Origin of the sequence: Cryobacterium sp. CAN_C2 (assembly GCF_015751745.1) — a bacterium.
In the GTDB taxonomy this organism is placed as follows: domain Bacteria; phylum Actinomycetota; class Actinomycetes; order Actinomycetales; family Microbacteriaceae; genus Cryobacterium.
Genome location: NZ_JADOUX010000004.1, coordinates 12,526 through 28,643 on the forward strand (window position 1 = coordinate 12,526; position 16,118 = coordinate 28,643).

At 66.1% G+C, this 16,118-nt stretch carries 14 protein-coding genes and 1 riboswitch; of the genes, 3 read left to right on the forward strand and 11 right to left on the reverse strand.

What is annotated here, in order from left to right:
• Positions 1 to 5: 5 nt before the first annotated feature.
• The 3 genes from IWX77_RS04550 to IWX77_RS04560 are packed head-to-tail and all read right to left on the reverse strand — an operon-like array spanning position 6 to position 3,909.
• Positions 6 to 2,033: a TPM domain-containing protein gene (locus tag IWX77_RS04550; RefSeq protein WP_196843346.1), complete on the reverse strand. Its 2,028-nt coding sequence runs from the start codon at positions 2,031 to 2,033 to the stop codon at positions 6 to 8.
• 49 nt (positions 2,034 to 2,082) lie between these two features.
• Positions 2,083 to 3,069, reverse strand: a complete 987-nt coding sequence (locus tag IWX77_RS04555; RefSeq protein ID WP_196843347.1) for an aldose 1-epimerase family protein — start codon at positions 3,067 to 3,069, stop codon at positions 2,083 to 2,085.
• A 9-nt stretch (positions 3,070 to 3,078) separates the two neighbouring features.
• Positions 3,079 to 3,909 (reverse strand): DeoR/GlpR family DNA-binding transcription regulator, encoded by an 831-nt coding sequence (locus IWX77_RS04560; RefSeq protein ID WP_196843348.1) that lies wholly within the window; start codon positions 3,907 to 3,909, stop codon positions 3,079 to 3,081.
• 84 nt (positions 3,910 to 3,993) lie between these two features.
• Between IWX77_RS04560 and galT the strand changes: the two genes are divergently transcribed.
• From galT to IWX77_RS04575, 3 genes are read left to right on the forward strand one after another with little or no spacing between them, the layout of a single operon-like run.
• Complete coding sequence (gene galT, locus IWX77_RS04565; RefSeq protein WP_196843349.1) at positions 3,994 to 5,217, forward strand: galactose-1-phosphate uridylyltransferase; 1,224 nt, start codon at positions 3,994 to 3,996, stop codon at positions 5,215 to 5,217.
• Positions 5,214 to 6,371, forward strand: coding sequence for a galactokinase (gene galK / locus IWX77_RS04570; protein ID WP_196843350.1), 1,158 nt, complete (start codon positions 5,214 to 5,216; stop codon positions 6,369 to 6,371). Before galT ends, galK begins: the two co-directional genes overlap by 4 nt.
• Before the next feature lie 52 nt (positions 6,372 to 6,423).
• Positions 6,424 to 6,966, forward strand: coding sequence for a gamma carbonic anhydrase family protein (locus IWX77_RS04575; protein ID WP_196843351.1), 543 nt, complete (start codon positions 6,424 to 6,426; stop codon positions 6,964 to 6,966).
• An 81-nt stretch (positions 6,967 to 7,047) separates the two neighbouring features.
• On the opposite strand, the gene IWX77_RS04580 is transcribed toward IWX77_RS04575, so the two are convergent.
• The 8 genes from IWX77_RS04580 to IWX77_RS04615 form a co-directional block, all read right to left on the reverse strand.
• On the reverse strand, positions 7,048 to 7,932 hold the full coding sequence (locus IWX77_RS04580) for a bifunctional methylenetetrahydrofolate dehydrogenase/methenyltetrahydrofolate cyclohydrolase (protein ID WP_196843352.1): 885 nt from the start codon (positions 7,930 to 7,932) through the stop codon (positions 7,048 to 7,050).
• Positions 7,933 to 8,115: 183 nt separating this feature from the next.
• Positions 8,116 to 9,408 carry a serine hydroxymethyltransferase gene (glyA, locus tag IWX77_RS04585; RefSeq protein ID WP_297412815.1) on the reverse strand — a complete coding sequence of 431 codons (1,293 nt, stop codon included), beginning with the start codon at positions 9,406 to 9,408 and terminating at the stop codon, positions 8,116 to 8,118.
• Between the two features lie 21 nt (positions 9,409 to 9,429).
• Positions 9,430 to 9,518, reverse strand: a riboswitch (ZMP/ZTP riboswitch).
• 50 nt (positions 9,519 to 9,568) lie between these two features.
• Complete coding sequence (gene mnhG / locus IWX77_RS04590) at positions 9,569 to 9,913, reverse strand: monovalent cation/H(+) antiporter subunit G (RefSeq protein WP_196843353.1); 345 nt, start codon at positions 9,911 to 9,913, stop codon at positions 9,569 to 9,571.
• A complete protein-coding gene (locus tag IWX77_RS04595) occupies positions 9,910 to 10,179 on the reverse strand; it encodes a monovalent cation/H+ antiporter complex subunit F (protein ID WP_297412814.1) in 270 nt (89 codons plus the stop codon). Before IWX77_RS04595 ends, mnhG begins: the two co-directional genes overlap by 4 nt.
• The gene (locus IWX77_RS04600; protein ID WP_196843354.1) at positions 10,176 to 10,781 is read right to left on the reverse strand and encodes a Na+/H+ antiporter subunit E; all 606 of its coding nucleotides are present in this window, start codon (positions 10,779 to 10,781) and stop codon (positions 10,176 to 10,178) included. The genes IWX77_RS04595 and IWX77_RS04600 overlap by 4 nt, the downstream gene beginning before the upstream one ends.
• Positions 10,778 to 12,385 carry a Na+/H+ antiporter subunit D gene (locus tag IWX77_RS04605; protein ID WP_196843355.1) on the reverse strand — a complete coding sequence of 536 codons (1,608 nt, stop codon included), beginning with the start codon at positions 12,383 to 12,385 and terminating at the stop codon, positions 10,778 to 10,780. The genes IWX77_RS04600 and IWX77_RS04605 overlap by 4 nt, the downstream gene beginning before the upstream one ends.
• Positions 12,382 to 12,927 carry a sodium:proton antiporter gene (locus IWX77_RS04610; RefSeq protein ID WP_196843356.1) on the reverse strand — a complete coding sequence of 182 codons (546 nt, stop codon included), beginning with the start codon at positions 12,925 to 12,927 and terminating at the stop codon, positions 12,382 to 12,384. Before IWX77_RS04610 ends, IWX77_RS04605 begins: the two co-directional genes overlap by 4 nt.
• Positions 12,924 to 15,890 (reverse strand): Na+/H+ antiporter subunit A, encoded by a 2,967-nt coding sequence (locus IWX77_RS04615; RefSeq protein WP_196843357.1) that lies wholly within the window; start codon positions 15,888 to 15,890, stop codon positions 12,924 to 12,926. Before IWX77_RS04615 ends, IWX77_RS04610 begins: the two co-directional genes overlap by 4 nt.
• Between the last annotated feature and the right edge of the window lie 228 nt (positions 15,891 to 16,118).

Genomic DNA, 16,118 nt, shown 5'->3' on the forward strand with positions numbered 1-16,118 from the left:
GTGAGTCAGAAGCTGCCACCGCCGCCGCTATCGCCGCCGCCACCAAACCCGCCACCGCCACCGCTATTGCCACCGTCACCAAACCCGCCACCGCCACCAAACCCGCCGAAGCCACCACTCAACAGCGATCCGATCAGGATGCCACCAAGCGCCGCACCCAACGAGCCGTTGCTCCCACGCGAGCCCCGGCCGCCACCAAAGAAGTCGTCGTCGTTACCGTAGCCATCGACGTCTTTGCGGGCGAGTGCGTTCGCCTCGGCGGCGAGCGCATTTCCGCGCTGGGCCGCCGCAAGCGCCGCCTCGGGGTCAACGCCCGCCTGGGCTTCGGCGAGCGCCACGAACCGGGTAGCCTCCGCCAGCCTGGTGCGCGACTCCGGTCCGATCGCACCGCGTCGCGCGCCGATGAAGTCCTCGGCGGCCGACACCTGACCGCGGGCGGACAGCAGGGTCTGGTCGAGGGCCGTGCGCACCCGGCGTGCTCGCTCGGTGGCATCGCGAACGCCCTTGAGCACGGCGTCCATTTGCGCATTGACCGACTCAAGTCGCTGACCGAGTTCGAGCGGATTGACCGGGCCCGACGCGAGCCGGGTCTTCGTCTCGCTCAGACACTGCTCGGTGAGCGCGATTACGCCCGGGAGATTCGCACCGGCGTCGGCCTGGCTCGGAATAGATCGGGCGACTCTCAGGTCGTTCTCAAGGTCAGCGACGAGAGGAGCGATGCTGGCCACCGCCTTGCCGAGCCCGGACGACAGACGGTCAATCGCCTCGAGCAACAGTTCGCCCTGATCGACGGATTCTTCGGCGGCGCGAAGGGTGACCGCGGCAGCGCCAGGGTCGGAGGCCTCAAGGCGCGCCCTGGCTTCACCCAGAGCCTCGCTCGCGAAGGTGATGCGTTCGCGGGCCTGCGCCGGGTTGTCGGCGACCGTAGCGAGGGCCACCTCGGTGTAGCGAGAAGCGAGGCTGGCGAGCTCTTGTTCAGCCCGGGGCACGCGGGATTGCAGTTCGGCTAGTTTTTGGGCAACGGATGCTGCCACCGCCGGTGCGTTTTTGGCGACCTGGCGGAGTTCGTCGAAGTCAGCGGTCTGCTCGTCGAGCAGCGCGTTTGCAAGGGCGCAGAGCTGCCCGATTTCATTGAACCAGGCGCGACGCTGCTCGTCGCTGTCGGGTTCGGCATCATCGAGTTTCTGCTGCAGGGTGAAAGCGGCCAGAAGCTTTTGCTGGGCCTGGGCAAGTGCGGTGTGGAATGGCTTGGTGGACGCCTCGCCGTATTGGGCCGTCGCGAAGCCGAGCTCCTGCCCGCTGGTCTTGACGGCGTCGTCAGTTTGCACGAGGGCGCGGCCGGCCTCATGACCGAGTTGTTCGGTGGAAATCTGCGGCTCCACCCGAGCAACGGGTGAGGCACGACGTCGACGACGACGAACAATGAAGAGGAAGATCAGTCCGATCCCGATCAGCACGATCACGGTGCTGAATATTGCCCCGCCCCCGCCTGATTGGCCAGCATCGGGCTGCACCTGGCCGTCGCTGGGGTTGCCCGGGCCGGTCTCGGGCTGGCCCTGGCCGGAAACGCCGGCGGCGAGTCCATCAGCTGCCGCCAGTGCAGCGCCGGCCCAGTCGCTGTCGCGGAGGGCAGGTTCGATCGACCCCAGCTGCACATCGGAGAGTTGGGAGGCGGTCAGGGGAAAGCCCGGTGTGACGCGCAGCTGGTATTCCCGATCGTCGGTGGCCACCGCAAGCAGAATGTCATTGGTGCCCATGCCGTTCTGGCTGATCACCTGGTCGGCCCACTGTTCTCGGTCGCTCGGATTCGTAAACGAGCCGACGAAGGCAACGTAGAGGTCGATCTGCGTGTCGCTGAACAGTTGGTCGAGCCGGTTGGTGACCTCGGCTGCACGGTCGCCGAGAACCCCGGCCGAGTCGACCACGTGGCTCGCGCCGAAATCGACGGGTGCCGTGGCGTAGGCCACCGTCGAGGCTCCCGCGCCCACGATGAGCGCCAGTAGTCCGGCGCCGAGTGCCACGAATGCTCGCATCGCTCTACTTTCTCGCTGTCGGTGACGCGCTACAGAAGACACCATCAGTTTAGGCACCGGCACTGCTCTGAACCGAAACCCGCTGCGTCCCGGTGAACCCCTCGTGACGAATACCCCAGCGCACGGTCCAGGATTCATCCGGTCGTAGCCAAGTCAGGCCCGCGCCGGAGTTGAACGCGTCGGCGGGTGCCGTCATGGGCTCAATGGCGATCGCCTGCCCGCGCGCATCCGCTTCATTTTCGCTCGCCCGCACCGGAAAGATTCGGGGCGTGAAGACCTGAACGTAACGCATATTCTCATCGCCCCAGAGGGTGACGCTGCGACCGTCGGGGGCCTGGAGACGATGTTCGCTGCGGCCGTCAACGACCCGTACGGCCCCAAAACCATCGTCGAGGTCGAGATCGGCCACACGTGCTCCCCCACGCAGGTCGAATCGGGTACCGTCGACGGCGCTTTCACCGAGTGGGTTCAGACGTTCATCGACGTCGATGTGCGTTTCAGCACAGAGGTGCAGCACGAGGTCGCCCGTCGGCACATCCCCAATCTTGAGGTACGGGTGGGTACCGAGCGCTACCGGGGCCGAATCCGAACCCGTGTTGCGCAGGGTGTGATTGGCCTCCAGGCCATCAGCCGTGAGCGTGTACGTGACGCGCGTCTCAACCTGAAACGGGTAACCCGACTGCGCAAAGACGGTCGCTGAAAGCGTGACCGACGCCGCTGTGCTGGCGACCGGCCGATAGGCGCCGAAGCGCAACAAACCGTGAATGGCATTGTGGCGGGCAGGTTCGGTCAGAGCGAGCTGACGAGTCACGCCCTTCTGAGTCCAGCTACCGTCGCGAATACGGTTCGGCCACGGAACGAGCACGATTCCCGCGGCCATTGGAGGTGTTACCTCGGCCGGAAAAGGCTCGACCAGATCGATGCCGTTCACCGTATACAAGCGGATGCCGGCGGCCACCTCTGTAATGACGGCGCGTGCACCGCCGCTCGGCGTCTGCACGGTGAGTTCAAACTGCTGTCCCGTTGCTGCGCTCATTCGCCCAGCCTAGGGGGCGCTGTCGCCACCGGGCTGAAGCACGGTCAATCCGTACTTGCGGAGGGGTGCCAGCGTGGCCGCGTCGGCGGCAGCATCCGTTAGGAGCGTGTCGAAGGCGTCGAGCGCGCCGATTCGGCCGAGGTGTACCCGGCCAATCTTCGACCCGTCGGCCACGACGATTACCCGGGTGGCTGAGTCCAGCATCTGTGCCTTCACGCCCGCCTCGGGAAGGTTGATGTTCGTCACTCCGTGCTCGACGTCGACGCCGTTGCAGCCGATGAAGGCGAGGTCGGCGTGCACCTGGGCGAAAATCAGGCCGGCGAGCGGGTCGACGAGGGAATGCTGCAGCGGGCGCAGGGAACCGCCTGTGACGATCACGGAGAAGCGGGGAATGGCAGGCTCGAGCTCGAGAGCAATGCTGAGCCCATTGGTGATCACGACGACGTCGCGCAGGTCTGTCCTGGCCCGCAGCGCACGGGCAATCGCCAGCGTCGTCGTGCCGACATCAAGGATCACGCTCTGTCCGCTGAAAACGAGCGATGCCGCGAGCGTGCCGATCTGCTGCTTCGGTAGCACCGAGGCCGAAAGTGCCTCTTCGAACGAGAATTCGCGTGCGGTCAGCCCCGAAAAGGCCACCGCAACAGCCCCGCCGTGCACGCGACGCACTCGACCGGCCCGTTCGAGGGCATCAAGGTCGGTGCGTGCGGTGACACCGGAGACCCCGAACGTTTCGCCGAGTTCGCTGACCTTCTTGAATCCGCGGTCGATGACCAACTGCGCAATCTGCTCACGGCGCTGATGCGCCGGCAATACGTCCTGTTCGGTCGTCGCCTCGGTCATACCTCCATCTTCACTTACTTGTGTTTCTTTTTCAATACGAAAGTAGTGGTTTCAGATACGCAAATTTGTTACGGTGGGTCTGTCATGACAAACCCTGCCCCCACGTTCCTCGCGGATCCGCGCATCCCGCGCCACACCCATCAGCTCAGCGACGGACGCGACCTCATCTACTTTGACGACCCGGATTCTGCCCTCCCGGCCGAGCGCGGCGCTGATCTGCGTTTACCCGCGCCGCGACAAGAGACCGCAAGCATGCGTCAGGACGCACTGACCAACGAGTGGGTTTCGATCGCCGCTGGGCGGCAGAACCGAGTTTTCCTGCCACCGGCCCGATTCGACCCGCTCGCACCGGCGACGCCCGACAACCCCTCGGAGGTGCCCAGTAATTACGACGTGGCCGTGTTCGAGAACAAGTCGCCCTCGTTCGGTCCGCTGCTCGCCGACGACAACGCCCCGACCGGTCTCGACGACCTTGCGACGGTCGGGCTCGGCCGCGCTCGACGATCGGTCGGCCGATGCGAGGTCGTCTGCTTCAGCCCCGAGCACGAAGGATCGTTCGCGAGCCTCTCGGTCGTTCGGGCCCGTACCGTCATCGAAGCCTGGGCCGAGAGAACCTCTGCACTCTCCGGCATGACAGGCATCGAGCAAGTCTTTCCGTTTGAAAACAGAGGCGAAGAGATCGGGGTGACCCTGCGGCATCCGCACGGCCAGATCTATGCCTACCCGTACGTCACCCCGCGAACCCAGCGGCTCATCGAATCGGTCTCACGCTACGGCCCCGGGCTCTTCGCCGACGTTCTCCAGAGTGAACAGGCCGGTGAACGCGTGCTTCTTCGCGGGGAGCATTGGACCGCCTTCGTACCCTTCGCCGCCCGCTGGCCCCTTGAGGTGCACATGCTGCCGCATCGCCAGATACCCGACATCGCCGCAACAAGCCTGGCCGAACGCGACGAACTGGCCGAACTGTATCGCCGCCTTCTGCGCGGCATCGACGCGATCTACACGAGTCCAACCCCGTACATCGCTGCCTGGCACCAAGCCCCGGTCAACGTGCACCGAGACGACATCCGATTGATGCTCCAGGTAACCAGCCCCCGACGGGCCGAGGATAAACTCAAGTTTCTGGCCGGCTCGGAGGCCGCCATGGGCGCCTGGATCGGTGACGTCACGCCCGAACAGGCCGCCGAGCTCATTCGTGCTGGGGTTGAGCGCAGTATCGTAGCGGATGCCGCCGCAGAGCGCGGTGGGCCGGCGCAAACCTCACAGGCCGCGGGGGCCGCATCCGCTGCCGCACGGGTTATTCAATGAGCGCTGTGCACGCGCGCACCGTCGCCGGTTTCGCGATGCGGTTCGGCGAGGCCCCGGCTGGAGTCTGGTCGGCGCCGGGACGGGTCAACCTGATCGGCGAGCACACCGACTACAACGAGGGTTTCGTTTTTCCGCTCGCAATTGACCGGCGCACCGTGGTCGCGCTCAGTCCGCGCGACGACCGACTGATTTCCGTCGCGAGTTCGTTCTCGGACGACATCATTGGGCTTCGGCTCGACGACCTTCAGCCCGAGAACCTGCGGGGCTGGTCGGCCTACCCGCTCGGCGTAGCGTGGGCGCTCAGCCAGTTCGGCGCCGATCTGAGCCGCGCGGGCGGTTTTGACGTTTACATCGACTCTGAGGTGCCCATCGGTGCCGGCTTGTCGTCATCGGCCGCAATCGAAAGCGCCATCGCCCTTGCGCTCAACCATGTCTGGAACCTCGGTCTGGAGCGTCCGACGCTCGCCAGGGTGGGTCAGTTGGCCGAAAACCGTGCGGTGGGTGCGCCGACCGGCATCATGGACCAGTCAGCATCGCTGCTCGGGCGCGCCGATTGCGGCGTCTTTCTGGACTGCCGCAGCCTGCACTCCGAGGTGATTCCGCTCGGCTTCGACGCCGCTGAGCTTAATCTGCTGGTCATCGATACCAAGGTGGTACACGCCCACTCCAGCGGTGGTTATGCCGCCCGACGAGCCAGCTGTGAGGCCGGCGCCGCGCTCATGGGAGTTGACTCGCTGCGTGACCTTGATCTGCACGACCTGGGCCGGGCCGCTGAAACCCTCGACAACGAGACGTTTCGGCGGGTGCGGCACATCGTGACCGAGAACCAGCGGGTGCTCGACACCGTGCAGGCGCTTCGCTCGCACGGCCCGGGCGCGATCGGAGCCCTCCTGGATGCTTCACACCTGTCGATGCGCGACGACTTCGAAATCTCTGTGCCGGAACTCGACCTGGCGGTCACGACCGCTCGTGCGGCCGGGGCCATCGGAGCCCGAATGACCGGCGGAGGATTCGGCGGCGCGGCGATCGCACTCACGCCGCGGGCCGTCCTGCCCGCGGTCAAGGCCGCTGTTCTGGCGGCTTTCGACGACCGAGGGTTACGTACGCCCGACCTGTTCGTCGTGCGCGCCGCCGACGGCGCCGGGCGCGAGTAGGCTGCGGCATCCGCTGGACGCGACGAGCGAGTGCCCCGGTAGGCTGGCGCCTATGACTGCCGACCGTTCTGCCCGCATTATTGCGCTGCCCAACACGCCCGCCCCGATTATCGCCGAGAGCGCGTTCGTCGCGCCGGGCGCCGTCATTGTGGGCAACGTGACCCTGCACAACCGGGCCAGCGTATGGTACAACTCCGTGCTGCGGGCCGAGCTCGAACCGATCACGATCGGGGCCGGGTCTAACCTGCAGGACAACGTCTCGTGCCACGTCGACACGGACTTTCCCCTCACCCTGGGCACGGGCGTCTCGGTTGGGCACGGAGCGGTGCTGCACGGCTGCACGATCGAAGACAATGTGCTCGTCGGCATGGCCGCGACCATTCTGAACGGCGCCCTCATCGGCACCGGATCGCTCGTGGCCGCCGGAGCCGTGGTGCTCGGCGGCACCGTTGTGCCGCCCGGATCGCTCGTGGCCGGGGTGCCGGCGAAGGTTCGTCGCCCGCTGACCGACGACGAGATCGCCAGCATCCGTCTCAACGCCGAGAACTATCTCGAGCACACCGAGCGGCACCGCGCGGCCCTGACCGCACTGTAGTTCGACAAGCTCGACCAACGGGCATGCGCTCGACCAATGTTTCGTTCGTCGAGCCTGCCGAGACCGCCGACGGCGGGCAGCCTACGCCCGCAGCGACTGCTCGGCGGCCTTGACCACGTTGGAGAGCAGCATGGCGCGAGTCATCGGGCCGACGCCGCGCGGGTTGGGTGAGAGGTGCCCGGCGACCGTGGCCACGTCGGGGTGCACATCGCCGGTGAGCTTGCCCTTGCCGGTGACCTCGTCGTGCACACGGGTGATTCCCACGTCGAGTACCGCGGCACCGGGCTTGATCCAGTCGGCCTGCACCAGGTGCGGCACACCGACAGCGGCCACGACGATGTCGGCGCGACGTACCTCAGCGGCGAGGTCGACCGTGCGGGAATGGGTGAGGGTGACGGTCGCGTCGAGGCCCTTGCGCGTGAAAAGCAGGCCAAGCGGACGCCCGACCGTGAGTCCACGGCCGACCACGACGACCTTCTTGCCCACGATCGGCACGTCATACCGGCGTAGCAGCTCGACGATCCCAGCGGGGGTGCAGGGCAGCGGTGAGCGGAGTTCGCCCTCGATACCGAGCACGAGGCGTCCCAGGTTGGTCGGGTGCAGGCCGTCGGCATCCTTTGACGGATCGATGAGCTCGAGCATCGCGTTCTCGTTGTGGCCAACCGGCAGCGGCAGCTGAATGATGTAGCCGGTCACCTCACGACTGTTGTTGAGGTCGTTGATGGCGGCGCGCACGTCGGCCGTGGTCGCCGAACCGGGCAGGTCGATACGCAGCGATTCGATGCCGACCTCAGCGCAGTCGCGATGCTTGCCCGCAACGTAGAGCTCAGAACCCGGGTCATTTCCCACGAGCAGGGTGGCCAGGCCCGGCACGACGCCGTGCGAGCGCAGGGCAGAAATACGGTCCCGCAGCTCGGCTTTGATATCGGACGCGGTTGTGACCCCGTCCAGTGTGATTGCCGTCATCGTGGTTCCTAGTCTGATCGTTTACGTCGGTGCACCGGGGCCGCGTGCCGTCGTCCAGTCTGCGATCGGTACGAGTCGCGCGGGTAACGCGCAGGCAACGCACGAGCGACGCGCTGTCAATGCCGAGACGACGGATGCCGCTAACCGAGCCGGCCGGCGGCATCCGTTATCGACGCGGTTACGTTACTGCTGCAGCCCGGAATACAGCGGGAACGCCTGCGTGAGCACGCCGACGCGGGTGCGGAGCGCGGCAATATCGGCGCCGGGCTTGAGCGCTTCGGCGATGACGTCGGCGACCTCGGTGAACTCGACATCGCCGAATCCGCGGGTGGCCAGGGCGGGCGTGCCGATGCGGAGGCCAGAGGTGACCATCGGCGGGCGCGGGTCGAACGGAACCGAGTTGCGGTTCACGGTTATGCCGACCTCGTGCAGGGCGTCTTCGGCCTGTTGGCCGTTGATTTCAGAGTGGCGCAGGTCGGCGAGCACGAGGTGCACGTCGGTGCCGCCGGTGAGCACGTCGATGCCGTGGGCCCGCGAGTCATCGGCAGTGAGGCGGTCGGCGAGGATGCTGGCACCGCGCAGGGTGCGCTCCTGGCGCTCCTTGAACTCGGGCTCGGCCGCGAGCTTGAACGCGGTGGCCTTGGCGGCGATCACGTGCATGAGCGGTCCGCCCTGCTGGCCGGGGAACACGTTGGAGTTGAGCTTCTTGGCCAGGGCCATATCGCGCGACAGAATGATCCCCGAGCGCGGGCCGGCGAGTGTCTTGTGCACGGTGCTCGACACGACATCGGCGTAGGGCACGGGCGAGGGATGCAGGCCAGCAGCGACGAGTCCGGCGAAGTGGGCCATGTCGACCCACAACAACGCGCCGACCTCGTCGGCGATGGCACGGAAGGCTTCGAAGTCGAGGTGGCGCGGATAAGCCGACCAGCCGGCAATGATGACCTTCGGCCTGCTTTCGAGGGCCTTGTCGCGCACGACGTTCATGTCGATACGGAAAGTCTCCGGGTCGACGCCGTAGGCCACCGGGTTGTACAGCTTGCCCGAGAAGTTGAGCTTCATGCCGTGGGTGAGGTGGCCGCCGTGGGCCAACTCGAGCCCGAGGATGGTGTCGCCGGGCGTGGCGATGGCGGAGAGTACCGCGGCGTTGGCGGTGGCGCCGGAGTGCGGCTGCACATTCGCGTAGGCGGCACCGAACAGGCTCTTGGCGCGGTCGATGGCGAGCTGCTCGGCAACGTCGACGTACTCGCATCCGCCGTAGTAGCGGCGCCCCGGGTAGCCCTCGGCGTATTTGTTGGTGAGCACCGAGCCCTGCGACTGCAAAATGGCGCGGGAAACGAAGTTCTCGCTCGCAATCATTTCGAGATAGTCGCGCTGGCGGCCGAGCTCCTGCTCGAGCACGGCGGCAATCTCGGGGTCGACAACCGAGAGCGGCTCGTTGAAGGTCGACCTCAGAACGGTAGCGGTATCAGGCACGGAGTTCTCCTTACGTGTGGATGTTGCGGCCCAGGCGTGCGGCCACCAACCGTGTCAGTCGCTCCCCGATGGTGACCCATCTTCGTGCTACGCCAGTTGCGACTCCGCCAGCATATCAGCCTGTGCCGGCGTTTGCGTCGATGGGCCAGACCGCGAGCCGTTAGCGAGCGGCCCGGCGGGCCTCCAATTCGTCGACGATGAGCAGGTCGGGGCGCAGGTGCTCGGTCTCGTACGCGGCCCGGCCCACCAGGTGCGCGGCCATCGGCGCGGTCAGGGCCTGAAAGACGACGATCGCAACGACAAGCGTGACGGTGCCGACCGAGAAGTTGTTGATCGCGACATCCGCTGTCACAGCCATGAGACCAAAAATCTGCGGTTTGGTCGCGGCGTGCAGACGCGACAACACGTCGGGAAAGCGGATGAGCCCGATTCCGGCGGCGAGGCACATGGTGGCGCCGGCGAGCACGAGAACCGCCGTCAGTACATCGTGAAATAGGGCGCTCATGCGCTGTCCCGCGCGGGCAGAAAGCGGGCGACGCTGAAGGATCCGAGCACCGCGAACAGTGCCAGTACGAGCAGCACCGGCAGGGTGTCGGTGTGCCGATTGAGGGCCATCTCGGCGCCGAGGGCGCAGATGATCGTCGCGACGAGCACATCCGAGGCGATGACGCGGTCGAGCACGCTCGGGCCGACGACGATGCGGTACACGGCGAGGAGCGCCCCGACCGCGAACATGACCCCGGCGACCACGGCCACACTCTGCAACATCATGAGGATGCCTTTCCATTGGTTCGTGCGGCGCGGCGGGCCGTGAGACGGTTCTCTGGCCGCACCCCGCGCATCCGCTCGACATCTTCGCGGGAGCCGAAGCCGCGCACGATCCGCCGCTCGGTGTCGAGAACGCACCGCCGAAACCGCTCGATATCGCGGGCACTGTGCATGTTCAGCACGTGCAGAAACAGGATCGATGATTCCCGGTCGATGTCGACGACGATCGAACCCGGCACGATCGACGTAGCCACAGCGGTCCAGGTGAGGATGAGGTCGCTACGGGTGCGCAAGCGAATCTCCAGGATCGCATTGCTCGTGACCAGCCGAGGTTTCACCGCCAGCCAGGACACATCGATCGAGGCCCGCACAATGTCGACGATCAACCGCACGAAAAATACCACGGTGTGCAGCGGATGCAGGCGCCCGCTCAGCTGCACCGGCACCAGGTAGAACACCACGGTGACGATCATGGCGACAACGAACCCGACGAGCAAGTTCAGCCAGGAGAACTCACCCCAGAGCAGCATCCACAGCACGATCAGGGCGATCAGCGGCGGAATCTGGTTGCCGACGGCTTCAAGGCGTTCGCGCGACGTGGTCACTTGGCGCCGCCTTCGAAGTTTGTGCCCACGTTCGTGTCTTCGATCGCTCCGGTGCCGTTCGGGAACACGGCGTCGATGTAGGTGGACGGCGAGCTGATGTTGCCGGCAGCCCGGGTGGTCAGCTCAAAGATCGGACCGGCGAAAATGGTCAGGCCGAGGGTCAGGACGAGCATGGCGGTCGTCGTGCCGACCATGAGCGGTGACACCGTCTTCTTGAGCACGATGCCCTCGTCCTGGGGGTCTTCCACCAGCGACGCGGACATCGACGAGGTGTAATCCTTGACCTGGTTCTTGGGCCGCCAGAAGGCCAGGTTCCAAGCTCGAGCCAGGGTATACAGCGTGAGCAGCGAGGTCAGAGCACCGACACCGATCAGCACGTAGATGATCGGGTCGCCGACGATCGTGCCGGCCTGGAAGAGGGCGATCTTGCCGAGAAAGCCGGAGAACGGTGGGATGCCGCCGAGGTTGAGCGCGCCGAGAAAGAACAAAATGGCCACGACCGGGGCAGATTTGAGCAACCCGCCGAGGCGCGACAGCGACGTGGTGCCGCCGACGCGGTCGATGAGCCCCGCCGCCAAGAACAGGGTCGTCTGTACGGTGATGTGGTGCACGACGTAGAAGATGGTCGCCGCAAGGGCCAGCGGGGTTCCGATCGCAATGCCAAACAGCATGTAGCCGATGTGGCTGATCAGGGTGAACGAAAGTAGCCGTTTGATATCGGCTTGGGCGAGCGCCCCCAAAATGCCGACGAGCAGGGTCAGTGCCGCGACGATCATGAGCGGCATCGAAAACTGGTTATCGGGAAAGAACAGGGTCTGGGTGCGCAGAATCGCGTAGACACCAACCTTGGTGAGCAGTCCGGCGAACACCGCCGTGACCGGTGCGGGCGCGGTCGGGTATGAATCCGGCAGCCAGAACGACATCGGAAACACGGCGGCTTTCACCCCGAAGGCGATCAGCAGCAACAATCCGAGGATCAGCTGGCTATCGGCCGGGAGGTCGGGCATCCGCTCGGCGATGAGGGCGAGGGTGACCGTGCCGGTCGCGCCGTAGATGAGCGCGATCGCGCTCAGGAACAGCAGTGACGACACCAGACTCACGACAATGTAGGTGATGCCCACTCGAATGCGGGCGCCCGTGCCGCCGAGGGTCAGCAGCACATAGCTCGCCGACAGCAGCATCTCGAAGCCGACATACATGGTGAAGAGATCGCCGGCCACGAAGGCGTTGAACAGTCCGGCGGCCAGTACGAGATAGGTCGGGTGAAAAATCGACACCGGAGCTTCGGTATCGCCGTCGACGATGCCCTGGCCGACCGCGAACAGCAGAACTCCGAGCAGCATGAGCGCCGAGATGAGCAGCATGATCGCCGAGAGTCGGTCGACGACGAGCACAATGCCCCACGGGGCCTCCCAGCCGCCAACCTGCACCACGGCCGGACCAAACCGGTCGACCAGCACGAGCAGCACCGCGCTCATGACAGTCGCCGCGGCGAGGCTCGCCACGCTCACCATCACCTGCAGGCGACGACGCTGGCCGAGCGTCAGGGCGACCGCCGCACCGAGCAGCGGCAGGCACACGATGAGGGGAACCAGGGGGGTCATCGCTGGTCTCCCTCATCGGGAACAGGCGTATTGCGAGCGGATGCACCAGCGCGGCCGCCAGCATTCGCTGGGCGGTTCCTGCTGACTTCATCGCTCGTGGCGCCGTCGCCCCGCTCGAAGCCCTCGATGGATTCGGCGATCGCATCGTCATCGTCTGACGAGGAGCGGAAGGTGGCGTCGGCCTCACCGGCGCTCTCGCCGGCGTGCTCATCCGTGAGGGTATCGCCCTCGTCACCCAACTGGGCCAGCCACCAGGAACGATAGATGAGCGCGAGCAGCAGTGCGGTGATGCCGAAGTTGATCACGATCGCGGTAAGTATGAGCACCTGGGGAATCGGGTCGACCATGTCCAGGAGGCTCGTACCGGTGACGATCGGTGAACTACCCGCCCGCCCACTCATGATGAAAATGAGCAGGTTGGTGGCATTGCCGACGAGCAGAAAGCCGATCAGCACCCGGGTGAGGCTGCGTTCGAGCATCACGTAAACGCCGGCCGCGTACATGACGGCCATCAGAATGACGAGGGTGAGGGAGGCGCTCATCGGTTGACCTCCTCGGTTTTCGTGGCAGGGGTCGGCGCCCCGACATCGATCAGGGGTTCGGGCGTGGGCCGCAGCCCGCTCTGGTCCGACTCGCTCTGCCGGTCGATTTCACTGCCGAGGCTGCGCAAAATGTCGTACGTGAGGCCGATGACGACGAGGTAGACGCCGATATCGAAGATGGTCGCGGTGCCGAACGACAGGTCGCCGAGCACGGGCACGGTCGCCGTGAAGTACGCCGACTCCAGAGGAACGCCGTCGAAGAACAGCGAGACGACGCTCATGCCGACGGCGAGAATCACGCCGAGGCCGAGAATCTTGCCCGGGTCGATTGGGGCCGCTTCGCTCAGCTCGTAGCGTCCGCCGGCGAGATACCGCGCCACCAGGGCCAGGCCGGCGAGCAGTCCGCCGGCGAACCCGCCGCCGGGTAGGTTGTGGCCGGCAAAGAGAAGGTAGATCGACACGATCATCGCGGGGTGGAACAGCAACCGCACGAGCACCTCGATGAGAATCGACCGGCTGCGCTGCGGGTTCTTGCGCCCCGCGAGCAGGAAAGCCTGACGGGTGACGGCATGGCCCTCGCTCGAGAACTCGGGGTCGGCGACGACCCGGCGACGGTTGGCGACCGAGCGCAGGCGGCGGGATTCCTTCAGCCGGGGCACGATGGAATTACGACCCGACACGAAGAGCAGGCTCGCGACTCCGGTCGCCACAACGATGAGCACGGATACCTCGCCCATGGTGTCCCAGGCTCGAATGTCCACGAGCATCACGTTGACGATGTTGTTGCCGTGTCCGTCTTCAACCGACAGCCGCGGCAGTGCCCCGGCGATACTCTCGAACTGGCGGGCACCGAGCGCGATGAAGCCGATCGTGCCCATGACCAGGCCGACGAGGCTGCCGATCAGCACGCGGCGCTTGCGGCGTACCGGTTTGTTGTGCTGGGCGATGTTCGCGGGCAGGCGGCGCAGCACGAGCACGAAGATCACGATGGTGATCGATTCGACCAGGGCCTGGGCGAGGGCGAGGTCGGGTGCGCCATGAAAAGCGAACAGGACGACGAGGCCGTAGCCGGTGACGCCGGCGAGAATGACCGCGGTCATCCGCTGCCCGACCCGAGCCGCCATCACCGCGCAGGTGGCCATGATCAGGGCGATGATGATCTGGCCCGGGTAGTCCCAGAGCACGATCGTGTCTGGCCAGGTGCGGTTGACGACGAGCGCGACGCCGAGAGCGAGCACGAAGACGGTGAGGATGGTGCCGAGGTACTGTGGCAGTCCGCCCCGCTGGGCGAAGTGGGTGACCCGGGCCGCGACGCGGTCGACGCCGCGAATGGCCTTGCCGTAACCGCGGCCGGCGTCGATATAGTCGGGCACTCTCAATTGCAGCCGCAACACCCCGCGGCGTGCCCGAAACAGTAGGGCTCCGAGCAGCAGAACGACGGCGCTGAGGTAGACGGACGGTTCGAGCCCGTGCCACAACGCGAGGTGGTACGGCGGTTCGGTGAGACTGCCGGCACCCGGCACGGTGTCGGCGTAGGGTGCGAGCAGCGGGTCGAGTACGGAGGCGAACAGCCCGAGACCGATGGTCGCGACGGTGAGCACAGCGGGGGCGAGCAGCGTGTCCCAGGGGCTCGCGTGCAGCACGGTTCTCGGCTGTTCCTTGCGCGTTCCGAAGGCACCCCAGAAGAAACGGATGCTGTACGCCGCCGTGAGCACGGATCCCACGGCGGTGCCGATGAGCGCCGCGTAGCCCCAGCCGGAACCCCCGACGGCGGCGTCGATCAGCGAGGTGAACACGGCTTCCTTGGCCACGAATCCGAACACCGGCGGCAGGCCCGCCATGGACGCCACCGCCACGAGCGCGATTACGGCGAGTGTCGGGGCGCTGCGACCGACGCCGCTGAGCCTGCGCCAGTCGCGCGTGCCGGCCCGGTGGTCGATGACACCGACGACAAGAAACAGCGTCGCTTTAAAGAGCGCGTGCGCGAGCAGCAGGGCGGCGCCGGCGAGCGCCGTGTCGCGGGTGTTGAACCCGATCGCGATCATGAGAAAGCCGAGCTGGCTGACCGTGCCGTAGGCGAGCAGCAGTTTGAGGTCGTACTGGCGCAGGGCCCGCCAGGCTCCGACCACCATGGTCCAGACCCCGAGGGTGACCAGCACCGGCAGCCAACCGTCACTGTCGGCGTAGCCGGGAGCGAGACGGGCGACGATGTAGATTCCGGCCTTGACCATCGCGGCGGCATGCAGGTACGCGCTGACCGGGGTCGGCGCGGCCATCGCGGCCGGCAGCCAGAAGTGGAATGGTACGAGCGCCGATTTCGAGAGCGCCCCGACCAGAATGAGCAGAACCGCCCAGGTTCCCATGGTGTTCGTCACCGGGTTGGCCACGATGTAGGCGAGGCTCGTTGTGCCGGCGGCGACCGAGATCATCACGACGCCCACGAGCATCACCAGGCCGCCGAACGTCGTCACGATCAGAGCCTGCAGGGCGGCGCCACGGCTCTCGCGTTTATGCGTGTAATGCCCGATCAACAGGTAGGAGAGCACGCTCGTGACCTCCCAGAACATAAACACGATCACGAGATCGTCGGCGGTGACGAGACCATACATGGTGCCGGTGAAAGCGAGCAGCAGTGCTGCGAAACGGCCGAGGCTGGGCTCGTCGTCGGTGAAATAGCGGGCACAATAGACCAGCACGAGGGCGCCGATACCGGTGACGACGAGCGCGAGCAGCCAGGCCAGCGTGTCGACCCGGAAGGACAGACTGATGCCGAGCTGCGGAACCCACGGGATCGACTGGGTCACGGCCCCGCCAGCGGTGACCGTGGCGGTCTGGGTGAGCGTGTACGCGAAGGCGCCAACCGGCAGCAGGGCGATCAGGTAGAAGACGCGGGTGCCAAGTCGCCGGGTGAACCACGGCGTGAGTACTGACAGCACGATGAACGCGAGGAGGAATGGAACCATGCGTCCTCCAGGCTTGTCAGGTCGGGGTGTGAAGGTCTACCCTACCCGCCGACCGGCGGCACCCTGACGGGTTTTCGGCGATCAAGAAATCGCGCGGGCGGGCACGCGCGGGGGTGCAGGGGTAGGGTTGCGCTATCCCCCGGCCGACGCCGCACGCCGCCAGAAGCGCGCGTGAGTGCAGTTTCCGGCCACTCCCGTGCCCCTCTCGAACCGTTTCTTGGCAAGCGC